The sequence below is a fragment of the Cohnella abietis genome (genome assembly GCF_004295585.1).
Lineage (GTDB): Bacteria > Bacillota > Bacilli > Paenibacillales > Paenibacillaceae > Cohnella > Cohnella abietis.
Map to the genome: position 1 here is coordinate 1,392,490 of NZ_AP019400.1, position 17,635 is coordinate 1,410,124.

At 47.9% G+C, this 17,635-nt stretch carries 14 protein-coding genes; 12 read left to right on the plus strand and 2 right to left on the minus strand.

All coding sequences use genetic code 11. The features are described from left to right. The first annotated feature begins 14 nt into the window (after positions 1 to 14). From KCTCHS21_RS05575 to KCTCHS21_RS05595, 5 genes are all read left to right on the plus strand, one after another. Positions 15 to 680 carry an HAD family hydrolase gene (locus KCTCHS21_RS05575; RefSeq protein ID WP_130605729.1) on the plus strand — a complete coding sequence of 222 codons (666 nt, stop codon included), beginning with the start codon at positions 15 to 17 and terminating at the stop codon, positions 678 to 680. Positions 681 to 780: 100 nt separating this feature from the next. Continuing rightward, positions 781 to 1,875, plus strand: coding sequence for a GntR family transcriptional regulator (locus tag KCTCHS21_RS05580; RefSeq protein ID WP_130605731.1), 1,095 nt, complete (start codon positions 781 to 783; stop codon positions 1,873 to 1,875). 106 nt (positions 1,876 to 1,981) lie between these two features. Continuing rightward, on the plus strand, positions 1,982 to 2,686 hold the full coding sequence (araD, locus tag KCTCHS21_RS05585) for an L-ribulose-5-phosphate 4-epimerase (protein WP_130605733.1): 705 nt from the start codon (positions 1,982 to 1,984) through the stop codon (positions 2,684 to 2,686). Between the two features lie 54 nt (positions 2,687 to 2,740). Then, positions 2,741 to 4,414: a ribulokinase gene (locus tag KCTCHS21_RS05590; RefSeq protein ID WP_130605735.1), complete on the plus strand. Its 1,674-nt coding sequence runs from the start codon at positions 2,741 to 2,743 to the stop codon at positions 4,412 to 4,414. Between the two features lie 125 nt (positions 4,415 to 4,539). Then, complete coding sequence (locus KCTCHS21_RS05595) at positions 4,540 to 5,187, plus strand: TVP38/TMEM64 family protein (RefSeq protein ID WP_130605737.1); 648 nt, start codon at positions 4,540 to 4,542, stop codon at positions 5,185 to 5,187. Positions 5,188 to 5,190: 3 nt separating this feature from the next. Here KCTCHS21_RS05595 and KCTCHS21_RS31460 read toward each other — a convergent pair whose 3' ends face one another. Further along, the gene (locus tag KCTCHS21_RS31460) at positions 5,191 to 6,678 is read right to left on the minus strand and encodes a hypothetical protein (RefSeq protein ID WP_179952662.1); all 1,488 of its coding nucleotides are present in this window, start codon (positions 6,676 to 6,678) and stop codon (positions 5,191 to 5,193) included. A gap of 610 nt (positions 6,679 to 7,288) precedes the next feature. Beyond that, positions 7,289 to 7,417, minus strand: a complete 129-nt coding sequence (locus KCTCHS21_RS31910; RefSeq protein WP_269472745.1) for a hypothetical protein — start codon at positions 7,415 to 7,417, stop codon at positions 7,289 to 7,291. Positions 7,418 to 7,581: 164 nt separating this feature from the next. Here KCTCHS21_RS31910 and KCTCHS21_RS05610 point away from each other — a divergent pair, with 164 nt between their 5' ends. The 7 genes from KCTCHS21_RS05610 to KCTCHS21_RS05640 all read left to right on the plus strand — a co-directional run bounded on the left by KCTCHS21_RS05610 (position 7,582) and on the right by KCTCHS21_RS05640 (position 17,632). Further along, positions 7,582 to 8,610: a LacI family DNA-binding transcriptional regulator gene (locus KCTCHS21_RS05610; protein WP_130605740.1), complete on the plus strand. Its 1,029-nt coding sequence runs from the start codon at positions 7,582 to 7,584 to the stop codon at positions 8,608 to 8,610. 132 nt (positions 8,611 to 8,742) lie between these two features. After that, positions 8,743 to 10,101 carry an ABC transporter substrate-binding protein gene (locus tag KCTCHS21_RS05615; RefSeq protein WP_130605742.1) on the plus strand — a complete coding sequence of 453 codons (1,359 nt, stop codon included), beginning with the start codon at positions 8,743 to 8,745 and terminating at the stop codon, positions 10,099 to 10,101. A gap of 220 nt (positions 10,102 to 10,321) precedes the next feature. Further along, positions 10,322 to 11,221 carry a carbohydrate ABC transporter permease gene (locus KCTCHS21_RS05620; protein ID WP_232058095.1) on the plus strand — a complete coding sequence of 300 codons (900 nt, stop codon included), beginning with the start codon at positions 10,322 to 10,324 and terminating at the stop codon, positions 11,219 to 11,221. Next, on the plus strand, positions 11,211 to 12,038 hold the full coding sequence (locus KCTCHS21_RS05625) for a carbohydrate ABC transporter permease (RefSeq protein WP_130605744.1): 828 nt from the start codon (positions 11,211 to 11,213) through the stop codon (positions 12,036 to 12,038). The genes KCTCHS21_RS05620 and KCTCHS21_RS05625 overlap by 11 nt, the downstream gene beginning before the upstream one ends. A 33-nt stretch (positions 12,039 to 12,071) precedes the next feature. Then, the gene (locus KCTCHS21_RS05630; RefSeq protein WP_130605746.1) at positions 12,072 to 13,163 is read left to right on the plus strand and encodes a Gfo/Idh/MocA family protein; all 1,092 of its coding nucleotides are present in this window, start codon (positions 12,072 to 12,074) and stop codon (positions 13,161 to 13,163) included. Beyond that, positions 13,160 to 13,894, plus strand: coding sequence for a ThuA domain-containing protein (locus tag KCTCHS21_RS05635; protein WP_130605748.1), 735 nt, complete (start codon positions 13,160 to 13,162; stop codon positions 13,892 to 13,894). Before KCTCHS21_RS05630 ends, KCTCHS21_RS05635 begins: the two co-directional genes overlap by 4 nt. 471 nt (positions 13,895 to 14,365) lie before the next feature. Next, the gene (locus KCTCHS21_RS05640) at positions 14,366 to 17,632 is read left to right on the plus strand and encodes a TIM-barrel domain-containing protein (protein WP_130605750.1); all 3,267 of its coding nucleotides are present in this window, start codon (positions 14,366 to 14,368) and stop codon (positions 17,630 to 17,632) included. Positions 17,633 to 17,635: the final 3 nt, after the last annotated feature.

The following is a 17,635-nucleotide window of genomic DNA, read 5'->3' on the forward strand; positions in this document are numbered from 1 at the left end:
GAGTGCTTGTGGGAATGACGATTAAAGCAGTCATATTTGATTTTGACGGTACGCTAATGGATACGGAAACATCGGCTTACGATGCCTATTGCGGTATCTACTCGGAATATGGTCATACGTTCGCTTTAGATGCTTGGGCAGTTGGCATTGGAACACAAGGAAATACGTTTGATCCCTATGCGGACTTAGAGAGATTAACAGGGAACCCGGTAAATCGTAAAGAGCTGAAGGAGCGATATTTGGAAGCTCATGAAGCCAATATAGCTAAACTAGTATTATTGCCAGGTGTATTGGCTCGTTTGGAGGAAGCACGAAAACTGGGGCTAATGATTGGTCTAGCTTCAAGCTCAGATCGGGCGTGGATTGAGCGTCATCTGACAAAGCAAGGGATTAGAGAGTATTTTCAAGTGATCAAAACCTCCAATGATGTGGAGCGGGTTAAGCCTGATCCGGCTTTGTACAGGCTGGTAGTAGAGGGGCTTGGTGTCCAACCACATGAAGCGATGGCCTTTGAAGATTCGCTTCATGGGCTTAGTGCAGCTAAGGCTGCAGGTCTCTTCGGGATAGCTGTGCCGAATTTGGTTACAGCCAAGATGGACTTCTCAGCAGCGGATCTTATTATGAGTAGCATGGAGCAGCGTTCATTAGAAGAGATCATCGTGCTTCTAGATTCCAAATAACAGTTAACCGTACAATCTCCTAGATGGTACGTACAAGTTGAATTCCCTATGCTATAATAGGTTTTACATTGAAGCGGCGTTGTATATGGAGGTACTATTTATGAATTCCCAATCCCCGAAATATTTGCAGCTTAAGGAAGAAATACTGTCTTGGCTGGCCAGCGGACGTTATCGTCCTGGAGATAAGCTGCCATCAGAAAATGAGCTTGCTGAGCAATATTCGTTAAGCCGTCAGACGGTGAGACAATCGATTGGGGAGCTCGTTCAAGAAGGCTGGATTGCCCGCGAGCAGGGGAAGGGAACCTTCGTCAGCAAGCAATCGGCCGAGCGCCGAAATGCCTCAGGTAATCGTACCGTAGGCGTTATTACAACATCGATTTCCGATTATATTTTCCCATCCATTGTTCGAGGTGTTGAATCGGCATTAAAGGATAAGGGCTATCGTCTACTGCTGTCCAGTACAGATAATCGTAAGGAACGTGAGCGTGAAAGCCTAGAAATGATGCTGAGTCATTCGGTTTGTGGTCTCATCGTAGAGCCAACGAAAAGTGCAGAGGGAAATCCTAATTTCGATAATTATCTTGCTATTGAGGATCATGGAATCCCGATGCTGATGATTAACGAGACTTATTCTGATCTGGACTGCCAGTCTGTGAGGGTGGATGACGATGCTGGCGGGCTAATGGCCGCGAATTATATGCTTGAGCTTGGGCACCGGCAGCTTGCTGGTTTCTTTAAGACGGACGATTATCAAGGTGTACGGAGAATGAAGGGATTTATTCGTGCTTGCCGGGAACACAACCTTGCTTCTGAGGAAAGCACTATTGTTCGTTATTCCACCGAGGATAAAGGGGAGCGTCCCCAAGCAATGCTACGCGAGCTTCTTCAGTCAGATACGCCGCCTACGGCAATCGTATGCTACAACGATCAATTAGCAGTCTCCCTGTTGGATACGATTAGGGAGCTTGGGCTGCGTGTGCCGGAGGATCTCTCCATTATCGGATATGACGATTCGTTCCTAGCGACAGCTACAGAAACTAAGCTAACGACGATAGAGCACCCAAAGTCAGCGTTGGGGGAACGAGCAGCGAATTTATTAATTATGCAATTGGAAAAGGGGCAGGCCCCGACGAGTAAAGAATCACTGTATCCTCCAAAGCTAATCATTCGACAATCTACGAGGGAGTTTAGATAATTTTTTTATCGACATACATGTACGTACAAGTATATAATGTGGCTATAGAATTTAATTATATTCATGTTTTAATAGCTGTTATTGCATGTACAAAGGAGTGTTTCACTTGTTGGAACAACTTAAGGGAGTCGTATGTCGAGCGAATGCCGAGCTTCCCAAATATGGTTTAGTGACATTTACTTGGGGGAATGTAAGTGGTTTTGATCGGGAGTCAGGATTGATGGTTATAAAGCCGAGCGGAGTACCTTATGAGGAACTGAAGCCAGAGCAGATGGTTGTTGTTAATTTAGATGGAGATGTTGTGGAAGGAGGTATGCGTCCGTCTTCAGATACTCCGACTCATCTGGTGCTTTATCGTTCTTTTCCGAATATCGGGGGCATTGTGCACACTCATTCTCCATGGGCAACGATTTGGTCTCAAGCGGGTCAAGGTATTCCGGATCTAGGTACGACTCAAGCTGATTATTTCTATGGAACGATTCCGTGTACAAGAGCAATGACCGATGAAGAAATCAGAGGGGCTTATGAAGCGGAAACAGGCGAGGTTATCGTTGAAACATTCGAAGGCTTAAACCCAGATAGAGTTCCAGGTGTACTTGTGAATAGCCATGCTCCGTTTGCATGGGGCAAAGATGCAATGGATGCATTGCATAATGCCGTCGTGCTTGAAGAAGTTGCTAAGATGGCCTATCATACACGGCAATTAAATTCGGGTATACCTTCAATGAATCGGGTGCTCCTAGACAAGCATTATTTACGCAAGCACGGATCGAACGCCTATTATGGCCAGCCTGGAGACTCCAAGCACTAATGCATAATTTTTGAGCGGAAATAGATGATCATTTAATTAACTAGGAGGCTTACTATGAGCCAGAAATATGCGATCGGTGTGGATTATGGAACCCAGTCTGGGCGGGCGGTGCTTGTTGATTTGTCTAATGGTAGTGAGGTAGCGGATCACGTCACCCCTTATCCTCATGGTGTAATAGATGAAATTTTGCCTACCTCAGGCAAGCCATTGGAGCACGATTGGGCTTTGCAGCATCCAGACGATTACCTAGAGGTTCTTCGCTGTTCTGTTCCTGCAGTGCTCAAACAATCGGGAATTAATCCGTCTGATGTAATCGGGCTTGGAATTGATTTTACAGCGTGTACGATGCTTCCTGTCGATGAGCAAGGTGTTCCTCTATGCTTGAAGCCGGAATGGAGAGATAATCCTCATGGCTGGGTTAAGCTATGGAAGCATCATGCTGCTCAGGATGAGGCTGATCAATTAAATGCGATTGCTGCTGAGCGGGGAGAGAGGTTCCTTCCTCGTTACGGCGGTAAAATTTCATCCGAATGGATGATCGCTAAAGTATGGCAGATTGTTAATGAAGCTCCTGATGTTTATGAGGCAACCGATTTGTTTACAGAGGCGGCCGATTGGGTAATCTCGCAGCTCACAGGTAATTTTGTGAGAAATAGCTGCACGGCAGGCTATAAGTCAATCTGGCACAAGCAGGACGGGTATCCAAGCAAAGAGTTCTTTAAAGCGTTGGACCCTCGTCTGGAAAATATTACAGAAACGAAGCTGCGTGGTGACATTGTCCCATTGGGTACAAAATCGGGTGAGCTTACAGCTGCAATGGCTGAGCTAACTGGATTGAATGCCGGTACGGCTATCGCTGTAGGCAACGTTGATGCGCATGCAGCTGTTCCAGCTGTCGGTGTCGTAACACCGGGTAAGCTTGTGATGGCGATGGGAACTTCGATCTGCCATATGCTGCTTGGTACGGAGGAAGTTGAAGTCGAGGGCATGTGTGGAGTTGTAGAGGATGGAATTATCCCGGGATATCTAGGTTACGAGGCAGGACAGTCTGCGGTAGGTGACATCTTTGAATGGTTCGTTGAGGAAGCTGTGCCCGCATACGTGAAGGAAGCCGCAGCTGCGGATGGCGTAGGAGTTCATCAATGGCTGACGGAACGTGCGGGGGCGTATAAGCCGGGAGAAACGGGCTTGCTTGCACTAGATTGGTGGAATGGTAACCGTTCAGTCCTTGTAGATACTAACTTGACTGGTGTTATTGTCGGTTACAGCTTGCTGACTAAACCAGAAGAGGTATACCGGACTTTGCTAGAGTCGACTGCTTTTGGCACTCGTAAAATTATTGATGCGTTCCATAACAATGGAGTTCCGGTTGATGAGGTGTATGCATGCGGAGGTCTGCCTCAGCGTAACCATTTGCTCATGCAAATCTATGCTGATGTCACAAATCGTGAAATAAAAATAGCAGACTCGAAGCAGACGCCTGCTATTGGAGCGGCCATGTTCGGAGCAGTGGCAGCTGGAAGTGCCAAAGGCGGTTATGACAACGTTGTTGATGCTGCTAAAGCAATGGCACGAGTCCGTGAGGAGACGTTTAAGCCAATTCCCGCAAATGTGGCGGTCTATGAGAAGCTGTATCAAGAATACAGCGAGCTCCACGATTACTTCGGACGTGGTGCTAACGATGTAATGAAACGACTCAAAGCACTTAAGGATGAAGCATCCCATTAATAGATTAAATAATAGGCTAGCTCACATGTTGTTTTTTAACTTGTGGGCTAGTCTTTTGTTATAAGATTTAAGTTCTTGTATGATACTGAGGTATAGATGGTAAACAAAGGAAGGGGCTTGTCCGCATGCGTCGTTCAACGGTTTTGAAAATAACGGCTGCAGTCATTATCGTCGCGGCATTGCTTTGGTTGGATTTCAAATATTTGAAGGTGAATCCAGAAACGATTCGTACATGGGTGCTGTCGTTCGGTTGGCTGGCACCTGTGCTTTATATTGGAATGTATATCGCTCGTCCATTTATTTTGTTCCCAGCTTCGGTTATGTCTATGGCTGGCGGTTTGGCTTTTGGGACGGGGATGGGAATACTTTACACATTAGTTGGCGCAGTGACTGGGGCTGTACTATCTTTTTTGGTTGCAAGAAAGATAGGAGGGGGATTTTTTCGCGGAAGAGAAGATCCGAGGCTAGCGAAAATAGAAAGGGCGATGGAGAGGCGTGGATTTATGATGGTGCTTCTGTTAAGGATTGCGCCCTTTGTTCCCTTTGATTTGGTTAGCTATGCGGCAGGTGTAGCCCGGGTGCCGTTGCGGGCTTTTCTGCCCGCAACGTTCATTGGAACACTTCCCGGTACCTTTGCTTATAATTTCCTCGGCGCTAGCTTAACTAAGGGAAGCTGGCGTGAGTTTCTAATAGCAGGGTTTGTTTTTGCTATAGCGTTATCTGTTCCTTTTCTGCTGCGACGTAAGGTACAACGAGAGGTCGAGGATAGTTGAGTGTTATAAGGGAATTGGAATCGCTCCTGTAGAAGAATAATATAGATTCAACCCAACAATACTTCCCGGATCTGCTGGTGCATCTAGTAGTGTTTGAGGAATGACACGTCCGTTGTAACTAAGAGCGACTTCCGTATTTCCGCTGATAGGAATACCTGCAACGTTACTGATGAAGCCTATAGGCCCGAAATCAACAAGTCCGGTAGATGCGAGAGCTTGGCGAATCGTAATCCCTGGGAAAAAGGGAATATAGTTCGTGTAATTGACTCTTGGAAATGCGGCTCCTCCGTTGATTGTTACGGTGATGAAAGCAGGTGCTGGTGGGATTGGTTGCGGTCCTGGAATCGGAATCGGAATGGGGATCGGTATAGGGATTGGAAACGGTCCAGGTCCAGGGAACGGAGGCCGCGGCGGCGGAAATGGTCCAGGTCCGGGTCCAGGTCCAGGGAATGGAGGCCGTGGAGGTGGAAATGGTCCAGGCCCGGGTCCAGGTCCGGGATGTGGCGGCCGTGGTGGCGGAAATGGCCCAGGTCCGGGTCCAGGTCCGGGATGTGGCGGCCGTGGTGGCGCTCCATGCCCTGGAGAGTGTGGTCGTGGAGGCATCGGGAAATTACCAGGTCCTCCCGGCCCACCGGGACCGCCAGGTCCAGGGAAGAAACCGCCTCCCGGCCCACCGGGACCGCCAGGTCCAGGGAAGAAACCGCCTCCCGGACCGCCGGGACCGCCAGGTCCAGGGAAGAAACCGCCGCCTGGTCCGCCGGGACCACCCGGTCCAGGGAAGAAACCGCCCCCTGGCCCACCGGGACCGCCAGGTCCAGGGAAGAAACCGCCACCCGGACCGCCGGGTCCGCCAGGTCCAGGGAAGAAGCCACCTCCCGGACCGCCAGGTCCAGGGAAGAAGCCACCTCCCGGCCCACCGGGTCCACCAGGTCCGGGGAAGAAGCCACCTCCCGGACCGCCAGGACCACCAGGTCCAGGGAAGAAGCCACCTCCCGGCCCACCGGGTCCGCCAGGTCCAGGGAAGAAGCCACCTCCCGGACCACCAGGCCCGCCAGGCCCAGGGAAGAAACCGCCTCCCGGACCTCCAGGTCCGCCAGGTCCGGGGAAGAAACCACCACCCGGCCCACCGGGTCCGCCAGGCCCAGGGAAGAAGCCACCGCCCGGCCCGCCGGGTCCGCCAGGTCCAGGGAAGAAACCACCGCCGGGACCACCGCCGATCCCTCCAGGACCGCCCAGCAAGCCTCCGAGTAATCCGCGTTCTTCTGGGAATACCCACCATGGAATAGTTCTGATCTGGTCAGGCGCTTGTTCTTCGTTCTGATGTAAATGTACAATTTCACCTTTTGCCGACGCTTTATTTGTATTTTTACCGGATGCGGCTTTGGGTTTTGGTTGGGTGATTTGTATTTGGCGGGAAGAGAGCTTGGCTTTCGGATATGCCGCTGCTTTACGTAATAATGGCTTGGCATCCGTCGACCTTAATTTCGACATCTTTGTTCCTCCTTTGCCCATGGGCATTTGACGATTAATGCAGGATATGCGCCCACCCGAGTTCAGGTGCTTTAGACATAATAAGTGGAATAATCGATACAAATTGTGTGCCCCCCACTACTAACCAATCCCGGAACTGTTGCTCGAAAAAATCGTACAACACCCCACAAACGTGTTCTCCCAAAGCCCAGTTACTAGAAAAAATCGTACAACACCTGCCAATCGTGCCCCATCCGAGACCCGTTGCTCGAAAAAATCGTACAACACCCCACAAACGTGTTCTCCCAAAGCCCAGTTACTAGAAAAAATCGTACAACACCTGCCAATCGTGCCCCATCCGAGACCCGTTGCTCGAAAAAATCGTACAACGCTCTCCAAGCGTGCTCCTTCATAGACTAGTTACTAGAAAAAATCGTACAACATCCAACAAACGTGCTCTCCCAAACCCTAGTTACTAGAAAAAATCGTACAACGCTCCCCAAGCGTGCTCCTTCATAGCCTAGTTACTAGAAAAAATCGTACAACACCAGCCAATCGTGTCCCGTCATAGCCCTGTTGCTCGAAAAAATCGTACAACATCCCACAAACATGCTCTCCCAAACCCTAGTTACTAGAAAAAATCGTACAACGCCTGCCCTGAAGCCAATCCCCCCACCAACAAACCTATATCCCCACCCGCCGTAGCCCATCCCTCCAATAAATCCCCCACAACGTGCAGCACCAACCCGAGCACTACCAATAATAGTTAACCGGTTAAATTAAATAACCTCCAAATATCTTTTAAAATGGTATTGTAATCGCTTTATTTCCATCATATAATCCGTTTATAGGTTAAACGCTTAAACAAAACCTCCACATATCATTTACACAACTAACGACCAATACTTGAAGCAGGTGACGAAGATGAAACGCATTACGATTCGAGACGTGTCAGAAAGAGCGGGGGTTTCCACCGCAGCGGTGTCCTACGTGCTTAACGGGCGGGAGGGCAAAGTATCGCCGGATACGATCTTGAGGGTACGACGCGCAGCAGAAGAGCTTAATTACATTCCTGATTTCTCAGCACGAAGCTTAGCCAATAACAAATCGAAGCTAATAGGTGTTGTCATTCCTCAGACGGAGGAGCACAAGCAGCTGCTGCTGCAAAACCCATTTTACTCCGAGCTGATTTGTGGCATTGAAGCCCGGCTTCGACAATCTGGTTACCATATGATTCTATCTGGTGTTGAGAAAGGAGAGGGTTACCTCGATACCTCAATGCAGCGGAACCTCGACGGTGCGATCATTATGGGAATTTATCAGGAGAGCTTCTATGAGGATTTGAAAAAAGCGAGAATGCCAATAGTGCTAATCGACAGCTATGTGTATGACAGCCACTTTCATGTAGTAGGCATCGACGACGAGCTGGGTGGCTATTTGGCAACGAAGCATTTTATCGACAACGGTCATACGAATATTGCGCTAGTTACGGGAATGATTCGGAAGGACGGCGTTGTGGAGAAACGGTTTCTTGGTTACAAAAGGGCACTGAAGGAAGCGGGGTTATTTTATCATCCTGATCATGTTTTTGAGCACTCTGTCACTTACGAATTTGGGCAGGAGGCTGCCAAGCTAATTGTAGCGAAGTATCCAGAAATAACAGCCGTGTTCGCGACAAGTGATCTCATGGCAATGGGTGTCATGCAGGGATTAAGAGATGAGGGCAAGGTAGTGCCTCAGGACGTATCGGTTATTGGATTTGACGACATAACGATTGCCCGTATGTGCACACCGCCCTTGACGACGATTATGCAGGACACGATTAACAGAGGAATTACTGCTGCGGATAGGTTACTATCGGCGATTCATAATCCGGATGGAGGACTACCGCAGGAACCGACGATCATGCCACTTACTCTCGTAAATCGAGATACCGTACGCAAGCTGTCATAACGGTATGTGGGGTGAATATTTTCAAAAGGTACATTACTTATAGGGGGTGATTGGGCTTAAGCATGAAGGGTGGCGCATAGTGGCTGTATTTAGAAAGAAAAGGTGCTCATCATTAATAAGGAGTGGGTTCAATTGTTGAGAAAAAGCGGGGCTATATTGCTAGTAGCTATTATGATCATTATTAGTGCATGTGGGTCAAACAACAATAACAAAGTAGAAAGCTCTCCATCAGCAACGAAGTCACCAGAGCCATCGCCATCCCCGTCACCAACAGCATCAGAATCGGATTCGCCATCCCCTTCCGCAAAGCCGGTCACAATCAAATTACTGACATATACGGCTAACGGGCAGGAAGAAACATTAAAGGCGATGGTAGAAGCATTCCAAGCGAAAAATCAAGATGTAACTGTAGATTACGAGGTTGTGCCATACGCAGATTATGATACGAAGCTTACTACATTATTAGCGAGTGGTAGCGAGCCTGATATTTACGAGGTTGGCTATGAGAACTTCAGAAAATATGCTGCTAAAGATCTTCTACTCGATTTGTCCCCAATTATCGCGGCAGACACTTCGTTTAACCCAGCCATTTATAAGAAGCTAGCTTATGACGCTTTTAACTACAATGGTAAGCAAATGGGTGTGACCGAAAGCTTCTCAGACGTTGTTCTGTATTACAACAAAGATCTGTTCGATGCAAAGCAAATGAAATATCCGGATGCGTCTTGGACTTGGAAGGAAGAGCTGGAAGCGGCTCAGAAGCTGACCGATCCTAAAGCGGGCGTATGGGGGACTTATGCTCCGATTCAGTTCTATGAGTTCTATAAGACAATTGTGCAAAATGGGGGCGGCGTGTTTGACGCAAGCGGCAACCCTACGGTAAACAGCCCTGCCAACGTGGAAGCATTGCAATGGATGATCGATAAAGCTAGTAAATATAAAGTATCACCAGCGCTGAACGATGATACCTTTAATCAACCGGACGCCGACTTGAATGCATTTTTAGCTGGTAAAATTGCGATGGTACGGTTCGGAATCTGGAACTTCGGCAGATTTAAGGATGCGCCTTTCAAATGGGACATTGCGTTAGAGCCAGGCAATACTCAGAAGGCTCATCATTTCTTCGCTGATGGTCTTGTCGCATCGAAAAATACGAAGCAATCAGATGCAGTATGGAGATTCTTGAAATTCTTCACTAGTGATCCAGATTCGGTTAGTAAGCGGATCGCCGCAGGCTGGAGTGTACCAGCTGTTGCTGATGACGCGGTAATGGATGCCTATTACAAACAAACACCACCTGAATCCAAGAAGGTTGTTATCGAAGCACTGGATTCGCTAGTCCTTCCTCCTGTTGGTCCTAAACCGGAGAAGTGGGGAGAGCTTCAGACCGCTGTAGTAGAGCAGCTGGATAAAGCGAAGCTCGGACGGATTACCGCTCAGAAGGCACTTGATAACGCCCAGAAGAGCGTCGAAGCTTTACTAAGCAAATAACCTAAACCCCTCTTGATTTATCCAGCTTAACAATGCCGATGTCGGAACCGCGCTCTTGGTCGGAGGCATAAATCGGTTCTGGCATGCGGGCTATGGAGAGATGGGATCATGTATTCGTGTACAGCGATCCCGTCTCCCTATTTTATAGCGTTGTCGAAATTAAGTATATAGTGTTGATCGCTCGGCTTAAGCTCCACGTCCACGTCTTAGAGAAAGGAACATGCGAATGGTTGGACAACGCAAGTGGAATCGACGAACGGCAGCTTTCGTTTTCTTGCTCCCTGCCGTGCTGGGGCTGATAGCGTTTCAACTGCTGCCAATGATATCTTCGATATTCATCAGCTTCTCTGATTGGGATTTGCTTAGTAAATGGACTCAGATTCATTTTATCGGCTGGACGAATTATGTAGAGGTTTTTAGCAATGAGAAGTCTTACACCTCTATTAAAAACGTGTTTATTTTCCTCATTGGATATATGCCTGTCATTACATTGCTCGGTATTATGTTCGCGGTACTATTAAATAGAAACATTCGTGCCATCAAGCTTTATCGAGCTGCGATATTCGTACCTGTAATTACCTCTTGGGTAGCGGTATCTATTGTATGGCGTTGGCTGCTGAATGGGCAGAGTGGATTGATTAACTACGCGCTCTCTAAGATCGGAATTGAGGGTCCGATTTGGCTACAGGATGACCATTGGGCGATGGTGGCCATTATTGCGGTAACGATATGGAAAGATATTGGATTCGTCTCTATTATTTTGCTTGCTGGCTTGCAGGACATATCGGAAGACTATTATGAAGCAGCGAATCTGGATGGAGCCTCAGCCTGGAGCAAGCTAATTAAAATTACGATACCTTTGCTGTCGCCGACCTTGTTCTTTATCATCACCATCTCGCTTATTAATTCGTTCCAGGTATTCGATCAGGTACTTATTATGACGAATGGGGGACCAGCGGGAGCTACTAGCACTATTGTTGAGCAGGTGTATAGAAATGCTTTTCAATTTAACAAAATGGGTTTTGCCGCGGCGCAGTCATGGGTGCTGTTCGTCATTATCTTCTCTGTGACTATGGTTATGCAATGGCTCCAGAGGAGGTGGGTCGTCTATGAAAGATAGAGGCTCGTTAATCAAGAACGCCCTTACTCATCTATTTCTTATAGTGGCTTCAATTACGCTTATTTTCCCGTTTCTATGGATGCTTTCTGGTGGCTTTAAGGATAGTCTTGAAGTCGTTAAAATGCCGCCACAGCTTCTTCCATCCCAATGGAATTTTGATAATTTCATTCAGATCGAGAAGTTCTTTCCCTTATATCGATTCCTGTTCAATAGTGTTGTTATTGCAATTGTGACAACAGTTCTACAGCTACTTATTTGTGCAATGGCTGCCTATGTGTTCGCCAAAATCACGTTTAAGGGCCGCCAAGCTATTTTCGTAGTATTCCTCACGACGATGATGATTCCGGCTCAAGTGACGTTAGTGCCGCTCTTTATTTTATTCTCTCAAACGAATCTCATCGATACGTATGCAGGCTTAATTTTGCCGGGGATATTCAGTGCATACGGGACGTTCCTACTACGTCAAAATATTATGACAATACCAAATGAGCTTCTGGAGGCGGCGTTCATAGATGGAGCTTCTTATTACCGGGTATTCGGTAGCATCATCATGCCTCTCATTAAGCCGACGCTTGCCGCATTAACTATTTTCGCCTTCATGAGCTCGTGGAATAGCTTCCTGTGGCCACTGATCGCAACGAATAGCAAGGAGCTTATGACTTTGCCTCTTGGTCTTAGTAAGCTACAAGGAAAATGGTCGACGGAATGGAACCTCCTCATGGCGGGTAACGTCATCAGCTTCTTACCGATTTTCGCAGTTTATTTATTTGCTCAGCGTTACTTCATTAAAGGAATGACGATGACAGGAATTAAATAACCGCCAGCAAGGTGGTATCCGGGGGAATTCATTATGAAGGAAATACGTCTAGGGTTAATAGGGCTCGGAGGCATGGCTTCCGTTCACGCAGAACAAGTCGAGCAAATATCAGGTGCGGCTATAACCGCCATCTGTGATCGGGATAGCGTTAAAGTAGCGGAATGGGGAACTAAGCTAGGTATTGATGAGGGCTCGCGCTATTCGGACCCCGAGGATTTAATTAAAAATGCTGAGATTGATGCTGTGTTATCCATTACCCCGAATAATGTCCATTATGAAATCATTCGTCTTTGTTTGATTCACGACATGCCGATTATGACGGAGAAGCCTTTTACTAGAACATATGAAGAGGCTAAGGCTTTGTTAGAGCTTTCGGAGGCGAATAATACGACCTGTATGGTTGGCTTTTCCTATCGCTATACTCCATCGTTTCGAATGGCAAGGGAAATGATTAGGAGTGGCAAAATTGGTCAGGTTCGGCATGTGTTCTTCCAATACTTGCAGCAGTGGGGAGGTCCGTTGTTTGATACGAAAATGAATTGGCGATTGGATCGTTCCATCACTGGATCAGGAGCTTTGGGCGATCTGGGCTCACATATGGTAGATGCTGCTCGTTTTCTGATCGGAGAGCCGATTGAAATATCCTCGCTAATGAGCTCGTTGATTACAGAGCGGGAGGATCCCGTAACAGGTAATCCAGTCCAAGTGGACATTGATGATTTTGCTGCTTTCGTTGCGGTACTCGAGCAGGGAATACCTGCGGTGTTTCAAACCTCACGCAACGCTTATGGGAGTCAAAACCAGTTTGAGATTTCCGTATTTGGAGATACCGGCTCACTTCAGATGGGGTGGGAATATGGGGATACGTTGAAATGGGTGCATCCGGATGAAGAAGGGAATCAGGTAAGGGAAGAAATTAACGTGCCTGATGAATATCGACTGAAGCAGCTGCAGGATTTCATAGATTTGTTGCGAGGAACTGTGAGGGAAGAAACGGCAACATTGAGAGATGGGTATTTGAACCAACGAGCGTTAGAGGCGATTGAGCAAGCCCATTTGAGTAAAAAAGCAGTTAAGGTAGCGGACGTTGGAGTAACTTCTGACAGAGTTGAGGTGACAGGATGAGCATCAGAGTGACTGTATGGAACGAGTTCCGTCATGAGCGCAATAATCCACAGGTAACGAGCGTTTACCCTGAGGGCATACATGAGGCATTGCGAAGCGGACTATCCGCCTATGGTTTCACTATTGGTACAGCAACACTAGATGAACCCCAGCATGGTCTCACTGAGGAAGTGTTGAACAGTACTGATGTGCTCATTTGGTGGGGGCATCAAGCTCATGATGAGGTTGATGATGCCATCGTTCAGCGGGTGCAGGATCGTGTGCTGAATGGGATGGGCTTAATCGTGCTTCACTCGGGGCATTACTCCAAAATCTTCAAGAGGTTAATGGGTACATCCTGTGCGCTCAAATGGCGAGAAGCAGACGAGAAGGAGCGCCTTTGGGTCGTTAAGCCGACCCACCCGATAGCAGCTGGGTTACCGGAGTATTTCGAGCTGGAGCAGGAGGAAATGTACGGTGAATTTTTCGACATACCCGACCCGGACGAGCTTGTTCTAGTTAGCTGGTTTGAAGGTGGCGAGGTATTTCGCAGTGGAGTGACCTATAGTCGGGGGCTGGGGAAGATTTTCTACTTCCGCCCAGGTCATGAAACGTACCCGACCTATTATCGGGAGCCTGTTGTCAGGGTCATAGCGAACGCGGTGAACTGGGCGGCAGACGAACGGGGCGTTGCTCCATTCTATGGAAATGCGCAGCCGTTGGAGAAAATTTCTCGTAAAGTGAATGAGTAGTTGGAGGTAACAGGGTCTCAAGGCGGGCTATCATTGCTGCCTTGGGACTTAACAAATCATTAAAGCAACGAAGCCAGAATGATGGCCTAGATCGTTTAATTGACATATAGACAGTGTGGCCTGTCGTACAAGTGTTCAGCGCATTCCCTTTATTGAGGTGACGCTGTTTTTGTCGTCCTCTTAGGTCCCGATAATCCGTTCTGATTTGGGGCTCAGACACCCGAGAATAGCGCATTCGAGATTCTACTTACCCGCATACAATGAACACTATGTGGAGAGGGGGTGGTTCGAATCGAATCTATTGAGAGGTACTAAGTCTGAAGGGAGGGATGCGATATGTGACGAAACTCGATTCGGGAAGTCAGCAAGCAACAGTAGCGATGTGGGGTGAATAAGTATTTCTACAAAAATCATGCAAGTGGACAAGCCTTATCGTATTTCAAAATAGCCTAATGAGAGGGGAATACCGTAATGAAATTTCGCTGGAAATCAAGATGGATGACTGTGCTTCTGCTTGCCTTGGCTATGCTCATCGCTTTACCGGCCAGCGTGTTCGCGATCGACGGAGTTTATCATGCACCCTACGGAACAGATGACTTGTACGAGGTACAGCAGACTGAACGTTATCCTAGAGATCCAGTCGCCGGTGACACGGTAACTGTGAAATTAACGACTTGGCCGATTGAAGCGGGACAAGCCACTTGGATTACCTGGACGAAGAATGGAGTTGCGCAATCAGTCGTAAATGGCGCTTGGAAATACAATAGCGGCAACAACAGCTACTGGGAAGTTAATCTGGGTAGCTTTAGCAAGGGCGACACCATCTCCTATACGGTGCATGCGAACAAGAGTGGGGCCAATGAAAAAACGATTGGACCGTTTACATTTACCGTTACAGGCTGGGAGTCGGTAGCAAGCATTAATAGCTACACGAATGCTACTAATCATATTGTTCTAAACGCGAGCCCGAATACTGGGACAATGTCTCCGAAAATCAATATTGCTTTTCAGGCAGATGACGTATTCCGGGTACAATTATCTCCCAAAGGAACGGCTACGCTGGCTACAGGGCTAAGCAACTATACTTTTACCGATAACACGACCTATTACTTGATTAGCACGACTGCCTTGAAAATACGCATCGACAAAAGCCCTTATAAGATGAGCGTCTATAAGCCGGATGGCACGACGTTAATCGCTAGGGAGTACGATAGTGCGGTTAATCGAAATATGGCTTGGCTAACTGACGGCAGCAATATCATAGACAAGGTTCAGAATAATCTATACTCTCCGACCTCTGAGCAGTTTTACGGGTTCGGAGAGCACTACAACAATTTTCAGAAGCGAGGTTATGACGTAGACACCTATGTGTATAACCAGTACAAAAATCAAGGCAGCAAGACGTATATGTCTATTCCGTTTTTCGTGAATACGAACGGCTATGGAGTGTACGTCAATTCAACCTATTACTCGAAGTTTAAGCTGGCAACTGAACGTAGCGATATGTACAACTTCACCGTTAATACGGGTGGAGGCTCGACCTCTATGCTGGATTACTATTTTGTGTATGGAAGCGATGTTAAGGACGTCATATCGAATTATTCGGACCTTACCTCCAAGCCGACAATGCTGCCCAAGTGGGCGTTCGGTTTATGGATGTCCGCTAATGAATGGGATCGGCAATCCGAAGTAACGACAGCCCTTAGCAACGCAAGTACGAATAATATCGCTGCAACTGCCGTCGTGCTTGAGCAGTGGAGTGATGAAAACACATTTTATATTTTCAACGATGCAACTTATACGCCTAAGACGGGAAGTGCTGCATTCAGCTACAGTGACTTCACGTTCGGAACGAAATGGCCCAACCCCGCGCAAATGGCGACTGACATTCACAATGCCGGGATGAAGCTTGTCATGTGGCAGGTTCCAATTCAGAAATATACAAACTATGCGTACACACAGAAGGACAATGATGAGTCGTATATGATTTCTCAAGGCTATGCGGTTGGTGACGGCAATAGTGGACAGTATCGTCTGCCAGCAGGCACCTGGTTCGAGAATAGCTTATTGCTTGATTTTACGAGTACAAATGCTAAAAACTGGTGGATGTCCAAACGTGCGTATTTGTTCGATGGTGTTGGTATTGATGGATTCAAGACAGATGGCGGAGAGATGGTATGGGGGCGCTGGCTCACCTTCAATAACGGCAAGAAGGGTGACGAAATGCGTAACCAATACCCGAACGATTATGTGGCGGCCTATAATGACTATGCTCATTTGAAGAAGGCGGATTCCGTTTCCTTCAGCCGTTCCGGCACAAGCGGCGCACAGAAGAGCCAGATTTTCTGGGCGGGCGATCAGGAGTCGACCTTTAGTGCTTTCCGCGATGCGATGCATGCGGGTCTGACCTCTAGTATATCCGGCGTTCCCTTCTGGAGCTGGGATTTGGCGGGGTTCACGGGGGATACTTTTCCTTCAGCGGAGTTGTACAAGCGGTCGATTGAGATGGCAGCATTCTCGCCGATCATGCAATTCCACTCTGAGAAATCGGATCCAAGCCCAAGTGAGGAACGTTCTCCTTGGAATGCTGCTTCGCGGACTGGGGATTCCACCGTGCTGTCTACTTCTCGGAAAGTGATTAACACACGTATGAACTTATTGCCTTATCTATACAGTGAAGCCAAAAAGACAAGTGACACGGGTATTCCGCTTATGAGGGCGATGGTCGTTGAGTATCCTGGCGATACGAGCACTTATGGACTGACGGAGCAGTACATGCTCGGAGATAGCTTACTAGTTGCACCAATCGTGAACCAAGGTGAAACGAACAAGAGCATATACCTTCCTGCTGGGGAATGGGTTGATTTCTGGTGGGGTGCGATGCATCCAGGCAATCGGACAATCAGCTATTATGCGGGCGTAGATGACATTCCTGTTCTAGTTAAAGCGGGTGCCATTCTGCCTATGAACCTTAACGGCACTTATACAGTAGGTGGAACGATCGGCAACGATTTGACCAACTATACGAATTTGTCCTTCCGTATTTTCCCGCAAGGAACGACCTCGTACAGCTGGTACGATGGATCAACTACGCGCACAATTACTTCAACTGAGCAGTATAATCTGGACAAAGTAACCGTATCTGTGCCTGCGCTTACCGTTGCTAGCACGATTCAGGTGCTGACAAGCAAGCCGACCTCAGTAACGAAGGATGGCACGGGGTTAACTGAATACTTTAGTGCCAGCAGCTTGAGCAGCGCTTCCCAAGGCTGGTATTACGATTCTGCCGCCAAGCTTGCTTACGTGAAGATCAGTTCGGGCGTATCGGCTCGCTCGGTCGTTCTTAACGGGGTAGACAAGAACGCATACGAAGCAGAATTCGGCACCTTGAACGCTGTATCTACGAATACGAACCATACCGGATACTTGGGAACTGGCTTCGTTGATGGATTCGAGACAGTTGGCGATTACGTGGAGCTTCAGGTTTACGCGCCGTCTGCTGGTACGTATTCCATCGACGTTCGTTACAGTGCTGGGGGCGGAGCAGGATCGCGGGCTATTTACAAAAATGGCACGAAGGTATCCGATCTCAGCTTGTCCGCCACTGCTAACTGGGATACGTGGAACACGGCTACATTGTCTACGTCCTTAAATGCAGGGCTCAATACGATTAAAGTGCAGTACGATTCCGGCAATTCTACGGGTATCAACCTCGATAACGTTGGCATTCGTTGGTAGAAA